Origin of the sequence: Limnohabitans sp. (assembly GCF_017848645.1) — a bacterium.
Classification (GTDB): domain Bacteria; phylum Pseudomonadota; class Gammaproteobacteria; order Burkholderiales; family Burkholderiaceae_C; genus Limnohabitans_A.
The window spans coordinates 19491-34303 of the sequence record NZ_JAFEIF010000050.1; the positions used below are offsets into that span (position 1 = coordinate 19491).

At 55.8% G+C, this 14813-nt stretch carries 14 protein-coding genes; 8 read left to right on the forward strand and 6 right to left on the reverse strand.

What is annotated here, in order from left to right:
• Positions 1 to 121: 121 nt before the first annotated feature.
• The 4 genes from dctP to QZ190_RS11600 are packed head-to-tail and all read left to right on the forward strand — an operon-like array spanning position 122 to position 4439.
• Entirely contained in the window at positions 122 to 1069 is a 948-nt protein-coding gene (gene dctP / locus QZ190_RS11585) for a TRAP transporter substrate-binding protein DctP (RefSeq protein ID WP_291916436.1), read from the forward strand.
• Positions 1070 to 1081: 12 nt separating this feature from the next.
• Positions 1082 to 1576: a TRAP transporter small permease gene (locus QZ190_RS11590; RefSeq protein WP_291916438.1), complete on the forward strand. Its 495-nt coding sequence runs from the start codon at positions 1082 to 1084 to the stop codon at positions 1574 to 1576.
• Positions 1573 to 2871 (forward strand): TRAP transporter large permease, encoded by a 1299-nt coding sequence (locus QZ190_RS11595; protein WP_291916440.1) that lies wholly within the window; start codon positions 1573 to 1575, stop codon positions 2869 to 2871. Before QZ190_RS11590 ends, QZ190_RS11595 begins: the two co-directional genes overlap by 4 nt.
• Positions 2872 to 2888: 17 nt before the next feature.
• Entirely contained in the window at positions 2889 to 4439 is a 1551-nt protein-coding gene (locus QZ190_RS11600) for a class I adenylate-forming enzyme family protein (protein WP_291916441.1), read from the forward strand.
• 41 nt (positions 4440 to 4480) lie between these two features.
• On the opposite strand, the gene QZ190_RS11605 is transcribed toward QZ190_RS11600, so the two are convergent.
• A complete protein-coding gene (locus QZ190_RS11605; protein ID WP_291916443.1) occupies positions 4481 to 5338 on the reverse strand; it encodes a nitronate monooxygenase in 858 nt (285 codons plus the stop codon).
• Between the two features lie 130 nt (positions 5339 to 5468).
• Between QZ190_RS11605 and QZ190_RS11610 the strand changes: the two genes are divergently transcribed.
• Entirely contained in the window at positions 5469 to 7052 is a 1584-nt protein-coding gene (locus QZ190_RS11610; protein ID WP_291916445.1) for a class I adenylate-forming enzyme family protein, read from the forward strand.
• A gap of 69 nt (positions 7053 to 7121) precedes the next feature.
• Positions 7122 to 7784, forward strand: a complete 663-nt coding sequence (locus tag QZ190_RS11615; protein ID WP_291916447.1) for a TetR/AcrR family transcriptional regulator — start codon at positions 7122 to 7124, stop codon at positions 7782 to 7784.
• 30 nt (positions 7785 to 7814) lie between these two features.
• On the opposite strand, the gene QZ190_RS11620 is transcribed toward QZ190_RS11615, so the two are convergent.
• Genes QZ190_RS11620 through QZ190_RS11635 form a run of 4 tightly spaced genes read right to left on the reverse strand, consistent with a single transcriptional unit; the run spans position 7815 to position 12044 of the window.
• Positions 7815 to 9071: a thiolase family protein gene (locus tag QZ190_RS11620; protein ID WP_291916449.1), complete on the reverse strand. Its 1257-nt coding sequence runs from the start codon at positions 9069 to 9071 to the stop codon at positions 7815 to 7817.
• 26 nt (positions 9072 to 9097) lie between these two features.
• A complete protein-coding gene (locus QZ190_RS11625; protein ID WP_291916451.1) occupies positions 9098 to 10312 on the reverse strand; it encodes a cytochrome P450 in 1215 nt (404 codons plus the stop codon).
• A complete protein-coding gene (locus QZ190_RS11630) occupies positions 10309 to 11298 on the reverse strand; it encodes a PDR/VanB family oxidoreductase (RefSeq protein WP_291916452.1) in 990 nt (329 codons plus the stop codon). The genes QZ190_RS11625 and QZ190_RS11630 overlap by 4 nt, the downstream gene beginning before the upstream one ends.
• Positions 11295 to 12044, reverse strand: a complete 750-nt coding sequence (locus tag QZ190_RS11635; protein WP_291916454.1) for an SDR family NAD(P)-dependent oxidoreductase — start codon at positions 12042 to 12044, stop codon at positions 11295 to 11297. Before QZ190_RS11635 ends, QZ190_RS11630 begins: the two co-directional genes overlap by 4 nt.
• Positions 12045 to 12177: 133 nt before the next feature.
• Here QZ190_RS11635 and QZ190_RS11640 point away from each other — a divergent pair, with 133 nt between their 5' ends.
• Both QZ190_RS11640 and QZ190_RS11645 read left to right on the forward strand, forming a co-directional pair.
• A complete protein-coding gene (locus QZ190_RS11640; RefSeq protein WP_291916456.1) occupies positions 12178 to 13020 on the forward strand; it encodes an enoyl-CoA hydratase/isomerase family protein in 843 nt (280 codons plus the stop codon).
• Positions 13021 to 13160: 140 nt separating this feature from the next.
• Positions 13161 to 14159 (forward strand): zinc-dependent alcohol dehydrogenase family protein, encoded by a 999-nt coding sequence (locus QZ190_RS11645; RefSeq protein WP_291916460.1) that lies wholly within the window; start codon positions 13161 to 13163, stop codon positions 14157 to 14159.
• 398 nt (positions 14160 to 14557) lie between these two features.
• Here QZ190_RS11645 and QZ190_RS11650 read toward each other — a convergent pair whose 3' ends face one another.
• Positions 14558 to 14767, reverse strand: coding sequence for a hypothetical protein (locus QZ190_RS11650; protein ID WP_291916458.1), 210 nt, complete (start codon positions 14765 to 14767; stop codon positions 14558 to 14560).
• Positions 14768 to 14813: the final 46 nt, after the last annotated feature.

A 14813-nucleotide genomic window follows, 5' to 3' on the forward strand; every position in this document is an offset into this window, starting at 1 on the left:
TTTGGCAACTTTGAGAAACGACTAGGAGTCACCGATGAAGAAACATTTTCTGGTTACCTGCGCAGCACTTGCACTTGCACTCCCTGTGCAAGCCCAAGATTACCCGTCCTTGACACTCAAGATGGCACACCCTTTGGCGCAAACCTTTCCGGGTGCCGAATGGGACAAGTGGTTTGCTGAAGAAATTGAAAAACGATCTGGCGGCAAGATCAAAATCCAGATTTTCTGGTCTGGTCAACTGGGCGGTCTCACAGAAATCAAAAACCTGGTGGGCAATGGTGCCGTGGACATTGGTGTGTTCGCACAAGCTGTTCACGCCGCAGAACTCCCCCTGACTTCCGTCTCGGCGGGCCTGCTCAATCGCGTGTCCGCTGATGCCAAAACAGGTTCTGAATTGGCGCGTGCCAGCTATGCCACCAAAGCTGTGACCGACGAACTTCAGGCTCAAAACCTCAAAGTCATCAAATGGACAGTCCCATCTCCCTACAAGCTGCTTTGCAACAAACCGGTCAACACATCTGCGGATCTCAAAGGTTTGAAAGTCCGAGCTGTGGGTGGCGCCTATGTGCCGATCTGGATGGAAGCGCATGGCATGGTGCCTACACGCGTTCAAGCGACTGAAATCCGTGAAGGCCTGCAGCGTGGAACGCTCGATTGCAACTTCGGCCCCATCGAATGGACGCCTTTTTCAGACCTGCAAAAAGTCGCACCTTATCTGTCTGATTTGAATACGGGCTCCTTCACAACATTCCAGATGTACGTGCCCGCCAAAGCCTACAACGCGTGGCCACGTTCAGTGCAGACACTCTTCACACAAGTCGCTCAAGAAGCCATGCAAAAAGATCTGGCTGCATTGCCAAAAGTCGAAGCCGATGCGATGGACAAGTTCAAAGCAACGGGCGGCAGCATCGTTGCCATGAAAGATCTTCAAAACTTCATCACACGTTCACCCGACATGATTCAAATCTGGGTCGACAAGTCCACCAAGGACGGCCTGGGCGACAAGATCAAAGACCTCATCCCTCTCCAAAGGAAAGCGGCTCAAAGCTTTACCAACTCGCGCAACTGATCGTCTTGACAGATGAGCAAACTGATCGTCTGGACCGAGAAAGCAGCACTTGCGGTTTGCGCAAGTGCTGTGTTCATCATGATGGCTGTGGGTGCCATAGACATCGTGATGGGCAACGTGTTGGGCTTCTATTTATCCTACAAAGTTGAATTGTCTGGGACGCTTTTAGCGAGCAGCATATTTCTGGCTTGCAGTCCCGTACAAAGAGGCAATGAGCACATCCGCGTAGACTTGTTTGAATCCTCTATGGGGGACAAAACAAAAAAAGTCACCACATTTTTTGGCTCCCTGTGCGGTCTTTTATTCATAGGATTGATTACCTATGGACTATGGGATCAGGCCATCAAGAGTGTGATGATTTGGGAGGTCTCTGCTGACACCTCTGGTTTTCCGATTTGGCCCTGGAAATTGGCATGCCCCATAGGCGCAACGCTTTGCGTCCTGACACTGGTAGGTCAATTGTTTCAGCAAATTTTTAATTCATCGACATCTAAGGAAAGCCAGTGATTACAGGACTTTTCGGTTTTGTCGCCATGCTGTGCCTTTTGGGTTTGGGCGTTCCTGTAGCGTACGCCGTTGGCACTGTTGCCATCGCTGGCATTTTTTATGCTGTGGGCTCGACTTTTTTGTTGTCCACGATCCAGTCCCTGCCCTACGCATTCGCAAGTGATTACAACTTTGTGGTTGTGCCATTATTCGTTTTGATGGGCACTTTGGCATCACGCGCCGGGATCATTTCCGACCTGTACAAAGCTGCGTTCCAGTTGACCAGTGGCATTCGCGGCAGCCTCATGATGGCGACCGTGATGGCGCAGGCCATGTTTGCAGCCATATCCGGCTCAACCACCGTTGCAGCCAGCATCTTCACGCGAATGGCATTGCCAGAGATGATCCGATATGGATATAACCCCGGCGTATCTGCAGGTTGTGTCGCTGCTGCAGGCACATTGGCTGGACTCATCCCACCCTCCATTGCGATGGTGCTTTTTGCGGTACTGACAGGCGAGCCTATTGGCAAGCTGTTGATCGCTGGCATCTTGCCTGGCGCACTGACTGCAGTGGGTTATATCGTGGGCATTCGCGTCATGCTCATGTACAGACCTGAATGGGCCCCACTCATCAAGGAAAGATTCAGCTTGAAGGAAAAGCTGAAGGGTATTTCAAGCGCTTGGGCGGTTTTCTTGCTGATTGGCTTGGTCGTTGGCGGTATTTATACCGGCACATTTCCACCCTCTGCAGCTGGTGCCGTTGGAGCAACAGGTGTTCTTCTGATCGCCCTGTCGACCAAGCGTTTACCCAAAGGGGCCCTTTGGGAGAGCCTGATTGAAAGTGCACGCATCTCGGCTGTGCTTTTCTTGATCGTTATGGCAGGACTTTTGTTCAGCCGTTTTTTGCTGATCAGCGGCTTCATCGGTGACCTCAAAGCATTGGTGGTCACACTCGAAATGAGTGCCGCTGTATTTATTGCCTTGGTGGTGGTTCTGTATCTGATACTCGGCTGCTTTGTTGACAGCGTGTCCTTGATGATCATCACCCTGCCCTTTCTCTACCCCATTTCCACATCCTTGGGCATCAATGGGATTTGGTTCGGTGTGCTGATCATCAAACTCATCGAAATTGCAGCCATCACGCCACCCGTTGGTTTGAATCTGTTTGCAGTTTTGTCATCGGCCAAGGGTCAAGTCAATTCGCGTGAACTCTTTGTTGGGGTGGTGCCCTTCCTCATCATGGAAGCCGTATTGATGGGATTGCTGATTGGCTTCCCCGAAATCGCCACCAGTTTGCCCGCATTGATGGACTGAAAAATCAGGAGACGGCTATGAGGGCTACGGACGCGCTGGACAAGGCGGGATTGCGAACCCCTGACGCCATTTTCGTTAAGCAAGGCGGCACAGCCGTCAGCTACAAAGATGCCGTCTCGATGTCCCATCGGATCGCCGCGAAGATCCAGGCCATGGGCATTGAGCCAGGCACCCGTGTCGCCTTTTTGTCCCCTAACGATTGGCGTGGCTTGATTTTCATGTACGGACTCTGGCGCGCCGGCATGGTGTTGGTGCCTGTCAATGTCAGAAACAGTCCCGTCCTGAACGCAGGCATTTTGCGGCAGCACAAACCCACGGCCATGGTGCATCACAGCCAAGTCGGCACGCTGGCGGCGCATGTGAAAGCAGAACTGCACGCACTGTCGCAATGGTGCTGTCTCGACCAACAAGATGGCGAAATCCCTTCGCTCATGGATTGGATGGCGCCTGCGGGATCGACGGCCAAAGAACTGCCCAACGATCCTTTGGCGCCTTGGACCTTGTATTCCACCAGCGGCACCACCGGCAGCTCCAAGGGCGTTTTGCACACGCACCTGTCCAACTACGTGACCAGCGTCGACATGCTGTTTGCCATGCGCGCTCACGAAGCCAAGCGCCACTTGGTCGTGGCGCCCATGACCCATTTTGCGGGCAGCTTCATCTTCGCACTCACCATGACCGGGTCAACGCATGTTTTGCTGGACAAGGCGGACCCGCTGGAAATCCTCCAGACCATCGAGCAAGAGAAGATCCAAATCCTCTTTCTGCCTCCCACCGTGATCTACATGCTGCTGGCCTCTGAAAAAATCAAATCGTTTGATTACCGGACGCTCGAGCATTTTGTCTACGCCGCAGCCCCCATGGCCGAAGAACCCCTGAAGCAGGCACTGTCCATTTTTGGGCCTGTCATGGTGAACATGTACGGTCAAGCAGAGGCCATAGGCCCCATCACCGCTTTGTCCCCCAACGATCACATGCAAGGCGAAAGCCCTGCGCCTGCCAGCGTCCTGCGCTCGATTGGTTCTCCCTCCATCAGCCGCCAGGTTCGGGTGATGCGCGAAGACGGCCAATGGTGCGAAGCAGGAGAGCCTGGAGAAATCGTCTTGCGTGACTGGGTCAGCAGTGCCGCTTACCTGGACGATGATGCGGCCACTGCTTTGGTGCACCGGCATGGCTGGTACCACACGGGTGACGTGGGCGCTATGGACAAGGACGGTCGCATCACGCTGCTGGACCGCAAAAAAGACGTGATCATTTCAGGCGGATTCAACATCTACTCGGCAGGTGTGGAACAAGCTTTGATGACGCATCCCGCCGTTCAGGAGGCATGCGTTTTTGGCATTCCAGACGACAAATGGGGCGAATCGGTACACGCCGTCTTGGAACTCAAGCCCGGCTGCGCGGTTGAAGCTGTCGAATTGCAGAACTTGGTGAAGGCGCAAATCGGATCGGTCAGCACACCCAAAACATTGGAATTCACAGACAGCCTCCCCAGGAGCGCAACGGGGAAAGTGCTCAAACGCGAACTTCGAATGCGCTACTGGCAGGGCAGAGACAGGGCGATATGAGACGCCGAATCGATGGCGCTGGCGATTTATCGGGCTACGCCTTACGTGGCCTGCAACCATTCCTGATGCAATTTGTCGACCCTTTGCCCCACTGTCTGCACCGCACCTACGCCAGCCACGCCTTGACCTGCACTCCACGCGGTTTTCCAACTGGCCAAATCGCTCGAACCCTTGGGCAGCAAACTGCCATCGGCTTGCATGATGCCTTGTGCCAGCAGGGACGATTTCAAAAAGTTGGCAGGAATGCCCGTCACCGCATCGGTCTTCACAATGTCGTCGGCACCCGCAGTTGCCAAAGCCTCTTTGTACTCATGCGACGCCATGCTTTCGGGCGTCGCAATGAATGGCGTGCCAACGTAGGCCATGTCAGCACCCGCCACTTGAATGGCCCTGACTTGCCGCCCGGTACTCAAACAACCTGCAACGGCCAAAGGGCCCGACCAAAAGCCACGCACCTCCTCAATGAAGGCAAAGGGGTTGATCCAGCCCGTATTGCCGCCTGCGCCAGCCGTCAAAAGGACCAGCATGTCAACGCCCGCCGCTATCGCTTTTCTGGCATGCCGGACAGTGGCCACATCCGCCAACACCTGACCGCCGTAGGCATGAACGCGCTCAACCACATTGACGGGCGAACCCACCGACGTGATGACCCAAGGGACGCGGTGGTTGATCACGATGTCCAGATCGTCATCCCGCCTCACATTGGAAGGGTGCAGGATCAGGTTGGCCGCAAAAAGCCCACGCGCGCCTTGAGTTCGGTCTTTGATTTCGGCCATCCACGCATCCAGCAAAGCTGGCGTTCGGGCATTGAGCGTTGGAAACGCGCCCACAACCCCTGCGTTGGCCGCTGCCACCACCAGCTCGACACCGCTGACCAAAAACATGGGCGCGGCAATCACGGGAACCTTGAATGAAGAAAGCGCTTTTGTTTCCATACTGACCGACATAAAGTTTCAAAGAGAAGGTCCTTGAAACACTGATGCAGTGTTTCAAGCTGACAAGTCACCTGCCAATACCAGCCAAATTACCATGAATTCACCGAAGGAGAAAACCTTGTTATCCCTTGACCATGCAGAGATCACGATACCTGACATATTCAGCAGCCACGGAAAGTTTCGCAAACACCAGGAAGCTGTGGTGTGCGGTTCAGTCAGACGCACTTGGGGGGATTTCAATGACAACATGAACCGCGTTGCCAACGCACTTTTGGCCTCTGGCGCATCGCGAGGTGACCGGGTTGTGGTCATGATGGGCAACTCGGTGGAAATCCTCGAGGTCATGTTCGGCATTGTCAAAGCAGGCTGCTGTGTGGTCCCGCTTTCGGGATTGCTCACAGGTCAACAACTGGCTTCCTTGATCAACGATTGCGGGGCCACACAGGCATTTGCAACCCCGGACTTCATAGAACGTCTGCGCCCATTTCAAGATGAAGTCTTGCATCTCAACGCCAGCCATCGCTACGTTGTGCACGGTCAAGTCCAAGGCTGGACCGATTACCAAGCATTGACACAAGGCCAGTCCACGGGCACTCCGAATGTGGTCTACCGCTCTGAAGATGCCTTCAACATCATCTACAGCTCAGGCACAACCGGCCTGCCTAAAGGCATCCTGCAAAGTCACCGCGCCAGAGTGCATTGGGCCATTTCCAATGCCCTGGAAATGCGCTTCAGCGACCGCAGCCGGGCCTTGACCACCACGTCCCTTTATTCCAACGGAACATGGCTCATGATGCTGCCCGTTCTGTTCAGCGGTGGCACCTGCGTGGTCATGCCGGCTTTTGATCCCATGGCATTTTCAAAGTTGGTGAAGGAAGAAAAAATCACCCACACCTTCATGGTTCCTGCTCAGTTCATTGCACTGCTGCAAACCGATATGGACTCGCATGATCTGAGCACCCTGGAAGTGATTCTGTGTGCGGGCTCTCCACTCAGACGTGAAACCAAGCGCCAGGTCATCGAACGCATGGGTGACAAACTCATTGAACTCTATGGCTTCAGCGAAGGCTTCGCCACCATGCTCAAGCCGGGTGCGCCTGCCGACAAATTTGACACCGTGGGCATCCCCGTCCTGGGGTTCGAAGTGCGCATTCTGGATGAATCGGGTCAAGTTCTTGGCCCCGGAGAAATTGGTGAGATCGCCGGTTACGGACCAGGAATGATGTCGTGCTACCACGGCAAAGCTGCAGAAACAGCAGCGCTCATTTGGCAGGATGAAAGAGGGCGAACCTTCATTCGCTCGGGCGACATCGGACGCCAGGACAAAGAGGGCTACCTTACTCTGGTTGACCGCAAGAAAGACATGATCATTTCTGGCGGGTTCAATGTTTTCCCCGCAGACCTGGAAGAAATCCTGGGCCAACACGCCGACGTCCTGGATGCCACGGTCATTGGCGTGCCGCATGAACGCTGGGGAGAGACGCCCTTGGCACTGGTCATCCTCAGGCCTGGGGCTGCATTTGACTCAGCATCCATGCTGACCTGGTGCAACGAGCGCTTGGCCAAACACCAAAGACTCTCCAACATCGAAACGAGACAAGACTTCCCGCGCAACGCCCTGGGCAAGGTCTTGAAACGCATCTTGCGAGAGCCCTACTGGGTGAATGCCCAAACCTGAAGATGCATCCAGCCTCAAGGGACACCGAATTTAGCGTTTAACATCCTGACCAAACTTGTGCCCATCGAGATGAAAACCACAACCCAACCCAGCCCCAAAGCCAAAAAGACCTCGCCCAGTGTCAGCGTGACCCAAGCGAAGACCAAAGACACGGCTGAGGGGGCCATCGGTGACAGAAGGGCCGAGTTGATTGAGAAAGCCGCGCAATTGTTTGGTGAGCGGGGGTATGCCAACACATCCATGCGGGATATATCGGCTGCATTTGGCATTTTGCATGGATCGATTTACCACCACTTTGGATCCAAGGAAGAACTGTTCATCACCGTCTACGCCTCTGGGGTGGATCGGTTCGTCAACGACGTCGAAAAAGCCATCGAGCCCCTGACCGACCCTTGGCAAAGGCTTGAAGCGGCGTGCATTGCGCACCTGGAGGCCTTGCTCATGCGGGAAAGCCCCGCCGCCACAGTTCTGGCCGATTGGTCCGCCAATTACTCAGACAGCATGCGCACTGCACTGGTGGCAGAGCGCGACAAGTACGAAAAAGTGTTTTCCAAGCTCACTGATGCCGTTGACTTGCCCGCAGGCATCAAAAGGCGCTATTTCCGCTTGGGCCTTCTGGGTGCACTCAATGGCGCACTCATGTGGTACCAACCGGGTGGTGACTCACCGGCCACCGTTGCCAAGCATCTTTTTTCTCTGTTCAGGAAAAGCGCAGAGACCGGCCGCCCTTGAACTCAGCGCTAACCATCCGCCAAGCAGGAATCAGTTTTGGCGCTGGAGAATGGTGATGGAACAAGCGGCTTCATCAAAGCCGATCACCCCACCGCCATTTTCTGCCAATGCAATGTGGGCACCTTCAGATTGCCTGCTGCCAGCCTCACCCCGCAATTGGGTGACCAACTCGTAAATCATGGACAGGCCTGTCGCGCCGACCGGGTGCCCTTTGGACACCAGCCCTCCCGACAAATTGATGGGCAAGTCGCCCCCCAAAGAAGTGGCACCGCTGGCCACATAAGCGCCGCCCTGACCCACTTCGCAAAACCCCAGCATTTCAGCCTGGTAAATCTCACAAAACGAAGTCGCGTCATGCACCTCGGCAATGTCAATGTCCGACGGCTTCAGACCCGCTTTCGCATACGCCTTTTTGGCGGCCACATGTGACAGACCCGGCTCGGCCAGGTCGCGGTACTTGCCACCCGTCAACACGCTGGCACTGACCGCAATGGCCCGCTCCTGAACGCGCTTGGGCAATTCACGCAAAAAACGCTCCGAGCAAAGCAAAGCCGCAGCAGCCCCATCACCCACGGGCGAACACATGGCGCGGGTCAGGGGCCAACTGATCTCCCGATCATTGAGCACCTCCTCTGGCGTGATGGTGAACCGGTACTGCGCATTCGGGTTCAAAGCCCCCATGGCGTGGTTTTTCGAGGACGCATAGGCGATCTGCTCTCGCGTCGTGCCGAAAGTTTTCATGTGATACGCCGCCTGCATGGCATAGGTGTCCATGAACAAGGTCCCACCCCCGCTGTTGGTCACAAACGGTTTGCCCGATTGCTCGCCTGCCTTGCGGTAATACGCCTCCCACTCGTGCGGATCAAGCTGGTCAATCCCGCCTTGAAAAATTTCCATGGTGCGCTCAGGATCGCCCGGGAAAAATGTTTTTTCCACACCCATGGCCAGCGACAACTCACACTCGCCGCTCAGAATGTCTTTGTAAGCCCCATGAAACGCCATGGAGGCCGTCGCACAACCGCCTTCGACGTTGATGAGCGGCACCCGTTCCGGAAAAATGCCTTCACGCACCAAGGGGGTAAAACACACCTGACCACGGATATTGCGTTGCCCAAAGGTGCCCATGCCGCAATTGCCAAACCAGGCTTGCTCAATTTGATGAGCGACATCGGCACCCGTGTCAGCGAGCAGCCCCATGAAGGCATCTCGGGTGAGGTCTTTGAATGTTTTGTCTGCCTGCTTGCCAAAGGGCGTGCACGAAACACCAATCACATAAACATCGCTCATGAGGAAGCTCCAGAGTTCGAATTTGCTTAACTGAGAACCAAGGGCAGCTGCGTGGGGCCGCGCATCACCAAGGCATCCAACCACTTCACCTCGCCTTGCCCAAAGCGCATGGCCGGGTATTGGGCGACAAGAGAGCCAATGCACACCTTGGCCTCCAACCTGGCCAAAGGAGCGCCAAGACAAAAATGAAGGCCTTGGCCAAAGGTCAAATGGCGATTGGGGCTGCGATCCAGAATCAACTCATGCGGCCGATCGAATCGACGCGGGTCTCTGTTGGCCGCATTGATCATTGCAAACACCCGATCACCCGCCATCAATTTTTTGCCATGCAGCTCATGATCAACCGCAGCCACTCGCGCAATGCTGTTGCTGGGCCCGTCGTAGCGCAGAAACTCCTCAACGGCCGAATCAATCAGCGATGGATTTTCAAACAATTTTTGCTTTTGCTCGGGGTGCTGGATCAGCGCCACCACGGCACTGCCCAGCAAGCTGGTTGTCGTTTCATGCCCACCAAACAAGACGAGCATGCACATGGCCACCAACTCATCCTCGCTCAATGCGCCATTCGCATCCGTGGCGGTCACCATGGCCGTGATGACATCGTCGCCAGGCGAGCTGCGTCTTTGAGAAATCACATCGCGGAAATAAGCAGACATGCGATCGGCACCATCTCTGGCTTTTTTGTATTTGTCTTCTTCCGTGCGCGATGTGCCGATGAACAAGCGCAAATCATCGGACCACTGCTTGATTTCCGCAAAGTCCTCACGCGGCAAACCCATCATGCCCAAAATGACGTAGGCGGGCAGCAGCACCGCGACTTTCTCCACAAAATCCACCTCACGCGATGGATCCATGCCTTCCAGCAATTGCTCCACCGTCTTTTGGATGGCGACTTCCCGCGACTGAATCAACTGAAGCGAGAAGACCACATTCATCATCTTGCGAAGCCGGGTGTGTTCAGGCGGCGCCTTGAACACCAACCACTCATTGAGGTAGCGCATCACACCCGAAAGAATGTCACGCCGCTCGTCTTTCAAGGCCTCGTAAAAAGGCCGCAAACGGTCAGACGACATGTTGGACGACATCGCCACCTGCCGGACATCGTCGTAACGCGTGATGATCCAGCTCTTGATCGCCGGACTCCAGTGCACCGGATCCCTCTCCTGCAAAGCCTCATAAAAGGGAAAGGGGTTGGTTCTGATCGCATCGTTCGATGGATCATAGACAAGCGGTTCATTCATAAATCCAGCACCAGACAAGGCGTTAAGGAACGAGAGCAGCAGGGCGTGAAGGCATCGTTTCTTTCATGCTCCTCGGGCAACATGAAATGATCCCGGTGATCTGGAATGCCCTCCAGCACTGGCGTCAAACATGAACCGCAATGCCCCTGCTCACAAGAAACCAGCACCTCAATGCCAGCTGCTGAAAGTGCCTGGACAGCCGTTTGACCCACCGGCACCTCCACCATGGCACCTGTTGATTGAATTTTGATGGTGAATACCTGATCCATAAGAACAGATCCTCCTGAAGCTGGCTGCGAAGATCCGCCAAAAAGTTCTTTTCTGATGTTGGCTTCCTGCAAGCCCACCTGTTTGGCGGCACCGATCACCGCATTCATGAAACCTGCCGGGCCGCAGGTATAGAGCAAAGCCTGGGCATCAGCCTTGGAGAAAATGCGATCCACACTCCCCGCAACCTCGTCATCAAATGAAAAAGTCACGCTGCCAGCGTAGCTGGATGCCTTGAGCTCCTCGACGAAAGCAGCACTGTCGTGGCTTCGGGCATGGTAGTGAAGACGAAAATTTCTTTTTTGGGCGCTCAGTGTTTCGGCCATGGCCAAGATGGGCGTGATGCCAATGCCCCCTGCGACCAGCACAACAGGGCGATCATCCGATTGCAAGCCAAACAGGTTGCGGGGACCACGGACCTGCAGTGTTTGGCCCGCCTTGATTTTTTCGTGGATGTTCAGCGAAGCACCGCTGCCCTGGGCATCACCCAGAACCGCAATGCGCCAATTCTTCTCGCCGTGACGACCGCACAAGGAATACTGCCTGACCACCTCATGACCCGTGCGATCGGTCGCCTTGATGTCGATGTGCGAACCAGCTTCCCAACCGGGAAGCTCCGCGCCGTCAAGACTTGAAAGCTCAGCGACCAACACGTTGGCACCCTGAATCGACCAATTCACCACCGCCAATTCGGTAAAGCTTGCCGATGATATATTCATAGCGGGGGCATCCTGAGGCCACCATCGAGTCGAATGGTTTCGCCATTGACCATGGGGTTGGTGGCGACCGCCATCACGAACTCGGCAAACTCCTCTGGCCTGCCGGGGCGCTTGGGCCAGGCAGCGTTTTGCAACAAGCCATCGAGCACGTCCTGCGAGACATGGGCCTCCACCATGGGCGTCATGAAAACGCCCGGGCAAATGGTGACCACGCGGATCGCGTGCTTACCCAACTCCCTGGCCAGCGGCAAAGTCATGCCAGCCACAGCCGCTTTGGAAGCCGAATACGCCGCCTGTCCCACCTGACCGTCAAATGCAGCGATCGACGAGATGTTGATGATCACCCCCCTTTGACCGTTTTCCGTCAAAGGCAGTTCGATCAACTGTTCGGCGGCCAGGCGCAGCACATTGAAGGTGCCCATCACATTCACCTCCATGACTTCGCGAAAAAGCTCCAGGGTATGGACCCCTTTGCGGCCCAACAATCGGGCGTTTTTGCCAACCCCCGCGCAGTTCACGATCAACCTGGCCACCCCAAATTGTTCGGCCGACTCGCTCAAAGCCTTCTTCACTTCAGCTTCCGAAGTGACATCACACATCACATACCGAACGGATGGATGGGGTGGGCCTTCCTGCCGGTCCAAAACCGTCACCTTCACGCCGCTGGCGCTCAGCTTGCTGACCAAGGCTTGGCCAAGACCCGATGCGCCACCCGTCACCACTGCGGTATTGATTAACTCATTCATGCTGGTAAGCTTAGCAGAATGACAGTTACCAAACAAGTGGTTGGTTGGCAGATTTCCGCAAACATTTTTGAGTCGCCATCAGCCCCCTTGCCAATACTTTTGAATCACCGTTGACACCGACTGGAGCACCTGCATGCAAACCTCTCGACCCGACTGGACTGGCTCACGCCTGTCATTGACCCGACAAGGCACAACTGCCATCGTGCGTCTGTTCAACCCGCCACACGGCTACATGGACGAGTCGATGGAGTCCGAGCTGACCCAAGTGCTGGACACACTGGAGGCATGGAAAGACGGACGCATTGTGGTGGTCACGGGCGCGGAGCCCGGCATGTTCGTTCGCCACTACGACGTGGCCATCCTTCAAAAACGCGCACAAGCCATGATCGAACGCGGCAAATCGTTTTCAATTGAGCGCCCGGTGCCGCGCAGCGCCATTCACCTTTGTATAGAGCGCATAGAAAACAGCCCCCTTATTTTCATTGCAGCCCTCAACGGGACCGCCATGGGTGGTGGTTTTGAACTGGCGCTTGGCTGCGACATTCGACTGGCACAAAACGGCGACCACCAACTGGGACTGCCCGAGCTGAATTTGGGCTTGCTGCCGGGCGCAGGCGGCACACAGGCCATGGCCTCGCTCATCGGGACAGGCCCCGCACTGTTCAATCTGCTGACCGCCAAGGTTTTCAGCCCCCAGGAGCTGCTCGCTGCGGGACTGGTCTCCTCGTGCACCGACGACGTGATGGCCGATGCCATGCGACTTGCAGGCCAAATCGAAGCCGTCCCCGGCAGAGCCTGTGCCAACATCAAACGACTGGTCAGGAACGCGCCACGCTGGCGTCATGACGAAGGCATGGCAGCAGAGCGCACACTTTTTTGCGACTGCATGGTCGACCCCATGGCGCAACCCCTGATGGACGATGTGGTCAGTGGAAAGCGCACGATTGCCGATCCCCCCACCCCGCTCAAAGCCTGATGCAGACGGGCCCTGTGCCCCCCTGATCGACTGGCGACCCAGGCACTAAAGCCATTTATCCACTCAAACTCACCATTGAAGACGCTCAACCCATGCGCCACTTGACACCCGAAACACCGCAGCCCCGCACCGTTGAAGTCATGAGCACATCGCCAGACAGACCGCTGGCTGAGCGCATCCGGATTCGTGAGACGACGCGCCCTCCCCTTGCGCCAACGCAAGTGCGAATTGGCATGCTGGCCATGAATATTCTCCCGGCAGACCTGCTGCAAATGAATCAGCAATATGGCCATCAACCCGAGCTGCCCTACGTGCCTGGCCACGAGGGGGTTGCTGTGGTGCTCGAAACAGGCAGTGAAGTCTCGGACTTGCAACCCGGCGAACGGGTGCTGCCCATCGGCGTTTTTGGCGTCTGGTCCGACGAACTGGTGGTTCAAAGACGCTCGCTGGTACAGGTGCCATCCCACGCCCCCGTGCTGCAGCAAGCCATGCTCGCTGCCAACCCGGCAACGGCCTGGGTGCTCCTGCAGCATCAAGTCACCATCCAGCCCGGTCAATGGGTCATTCAAAATGCCGCCAACTCTGCCGTCGGTCAATGCACTCGGCAGCTGGCTGCGCACTTGGGCATCCATTTGATCAATGTGGTGCGCCGACCTGAGGCGGTGGCGTCGGACGAAGGCGGTCACTGGTTGGTGGATGACGGCCAGGACCCAGATTCACTCCAGCAAAGCGTGCGCCAAGTCACCCGGAGCGAGCCCGTCGTACTGGGCCTGGACGCGATTGGCGGAAAAGCCTCTCAGGCATTGGCCGCCAGCTTGAGCCCACAAGGCCGCTTGGTTCTTTATGGCCTGCTCAGCGGTGAGCCCTGCAGCATCTCTGCGCACGACCTGATTTTTCGGAATATCAACGTCCAAGGCTTCTGGTTGGCCAACTGGTTCAGCAACCCCGACAACCGACAAAAAGCCAAGACCGTCTACCCCGCCTTGATGGAATTGGCCGCACAAAACGTGCTGCGCATGAGCGTGGAAAAAGTATATGAATTGAGCGACATCCATGCAGCGATCACCCACTCGGCACAAGCCGGGAGACAAGGCAAAGTGCTCTTGACGGGGGCTCATTATCAGAACCAGCAGGCATAGCCCATTGGCCGACGCACAAGGGCTTGGGTTCACCGGATTCAGGAAGAAGCCAAAGTAAGGCCACTGGGCGGCCAGCCGCTTGAGGAAGTGGCGCACCTCGGGAATGTCCACCAGCTCACGCGGGTCGTGGTTGTAGCCGTCCACCACCAGACTCATCTGCCCCCGGTAGAGCCAATCGTCTTCACGCGTGGCGGTGAACACCTTGAGTGAATCCAGCACCGAAGCCAGATCTTGTTGCTCCACCTGCCGCCTGGAAATCATCAGCACAACAGGATCGATCACGCCTTTGCGCAGGTCGAGTCGGGGTTGGGTCAAGGGCGGGTATTTTGAGGCACGTTGTCGCGACGACCCAGGCGAAACCTTACCAAGTAAAGCCAAGCACAAGAGTTTCTGTCATCCTAGTTCACCGCTTCATCGCAATCGGCTGCTACTGGCTTAAAGCAGTAGGTGCACACATCATCCCCATCTACTGGAGTTTCAATCTCGCAGTGATCACACAAGGCAAAGCGCAGAATCGCCGTGGTTTCACCACGTATGGGGCTGCTTGTCAGACCACCACGTTCATAAACATGCAAGCCTGTGAACATCGTCTTGGATTTTTGACCCATGTGTACCTCCATAAAAATATGTAAAAATTGTACTGTTTATATATAC

Bases quoted from the DNA above. Each gene is read 5' to 3' on its own strand.
- QZ190_RS11645 (WP_291916460.1), top strand. From the start codon at position 13,161: ATGAGCACATCGCCAGACAGACCGCTGGCTGAGCGCATCCGGATTCGT.
- QZ190_RS11600 (WP_291916441.1), top strand. From the start codon at position 2,889: ATGAGGGCTACGGACGCGCTGGACAAGGCGGGATTGCGAACCCCTGAC.
- QZ190_RS11640 (WP_291916456.1), top strand. From the start codon at position 12,178: ATGCAAACCTCTCGACCCGACTGGACTGGCTCACGCCTGTCATTGACC.
- QZ190_RS11615 (WP_291916447.1), top strand. From the start codon at position 7,122: ATGAAAACCACAACCCAACCCAGCCCCAAAGCCAAAAAGACCTCGCCC.
- QZ190_RS11630 (WP_291916452.1), bottom strand. From the start codon at position 11,298: ATGAATATATCATCGGCAAGCTTTACCGAATTGGCGGTGGTGAATTGG.
- dctP (WP_291916436.1), top strand. From the start codon at position 122: ATGGCACACCCTTTGGCGCAAACCTTTCCGGGTGCCGAATGGGACAAG.
- QZ190_RS11610 (WP_291916445.1), top strand. From the start codon at position 5,469: ATGAATTCACCGAAGGAGAAAACCTTGTTATCCCTTGACCATGCAGAG.
- QZ190_RS11635 (WP_291916454.1), bottom strand. From the start codon at position 12,044: ATGAATGAGTTAATCAATACCGCAGTGGTGACGGGTGGCGCATCGGGT.
- QZ190_RS11650 (WP_291916458.1), bottom strand. From the start codon at position 14,767: ATGGGTCAAAAATCCAAGACGATGTTCACAGGCTTGCATGTTTATGAA.
- QZ190_RS11620 (WP_291916449.1), bottom strand. From the start codon at position 9,071: ATGAGCGATGTTTATGTGATTGGTGTTTCGTGCACGCCCTTTGGCAAG.
- QZ190_RS11625 (WP_291916451.1), bottom strand. From the start codon at position 10,312: ATGAATGAACCGCTTGTCTATGATCCATCGAACGATGCGATCAGAACC.
- QZ190_RS11590 (WP_291916438.1), top strand. From the start codon at position 1,082: ATGAGCAAACTGATCGTCTGGACCGAGAAAGCAGCACTTGCGGTTTGC.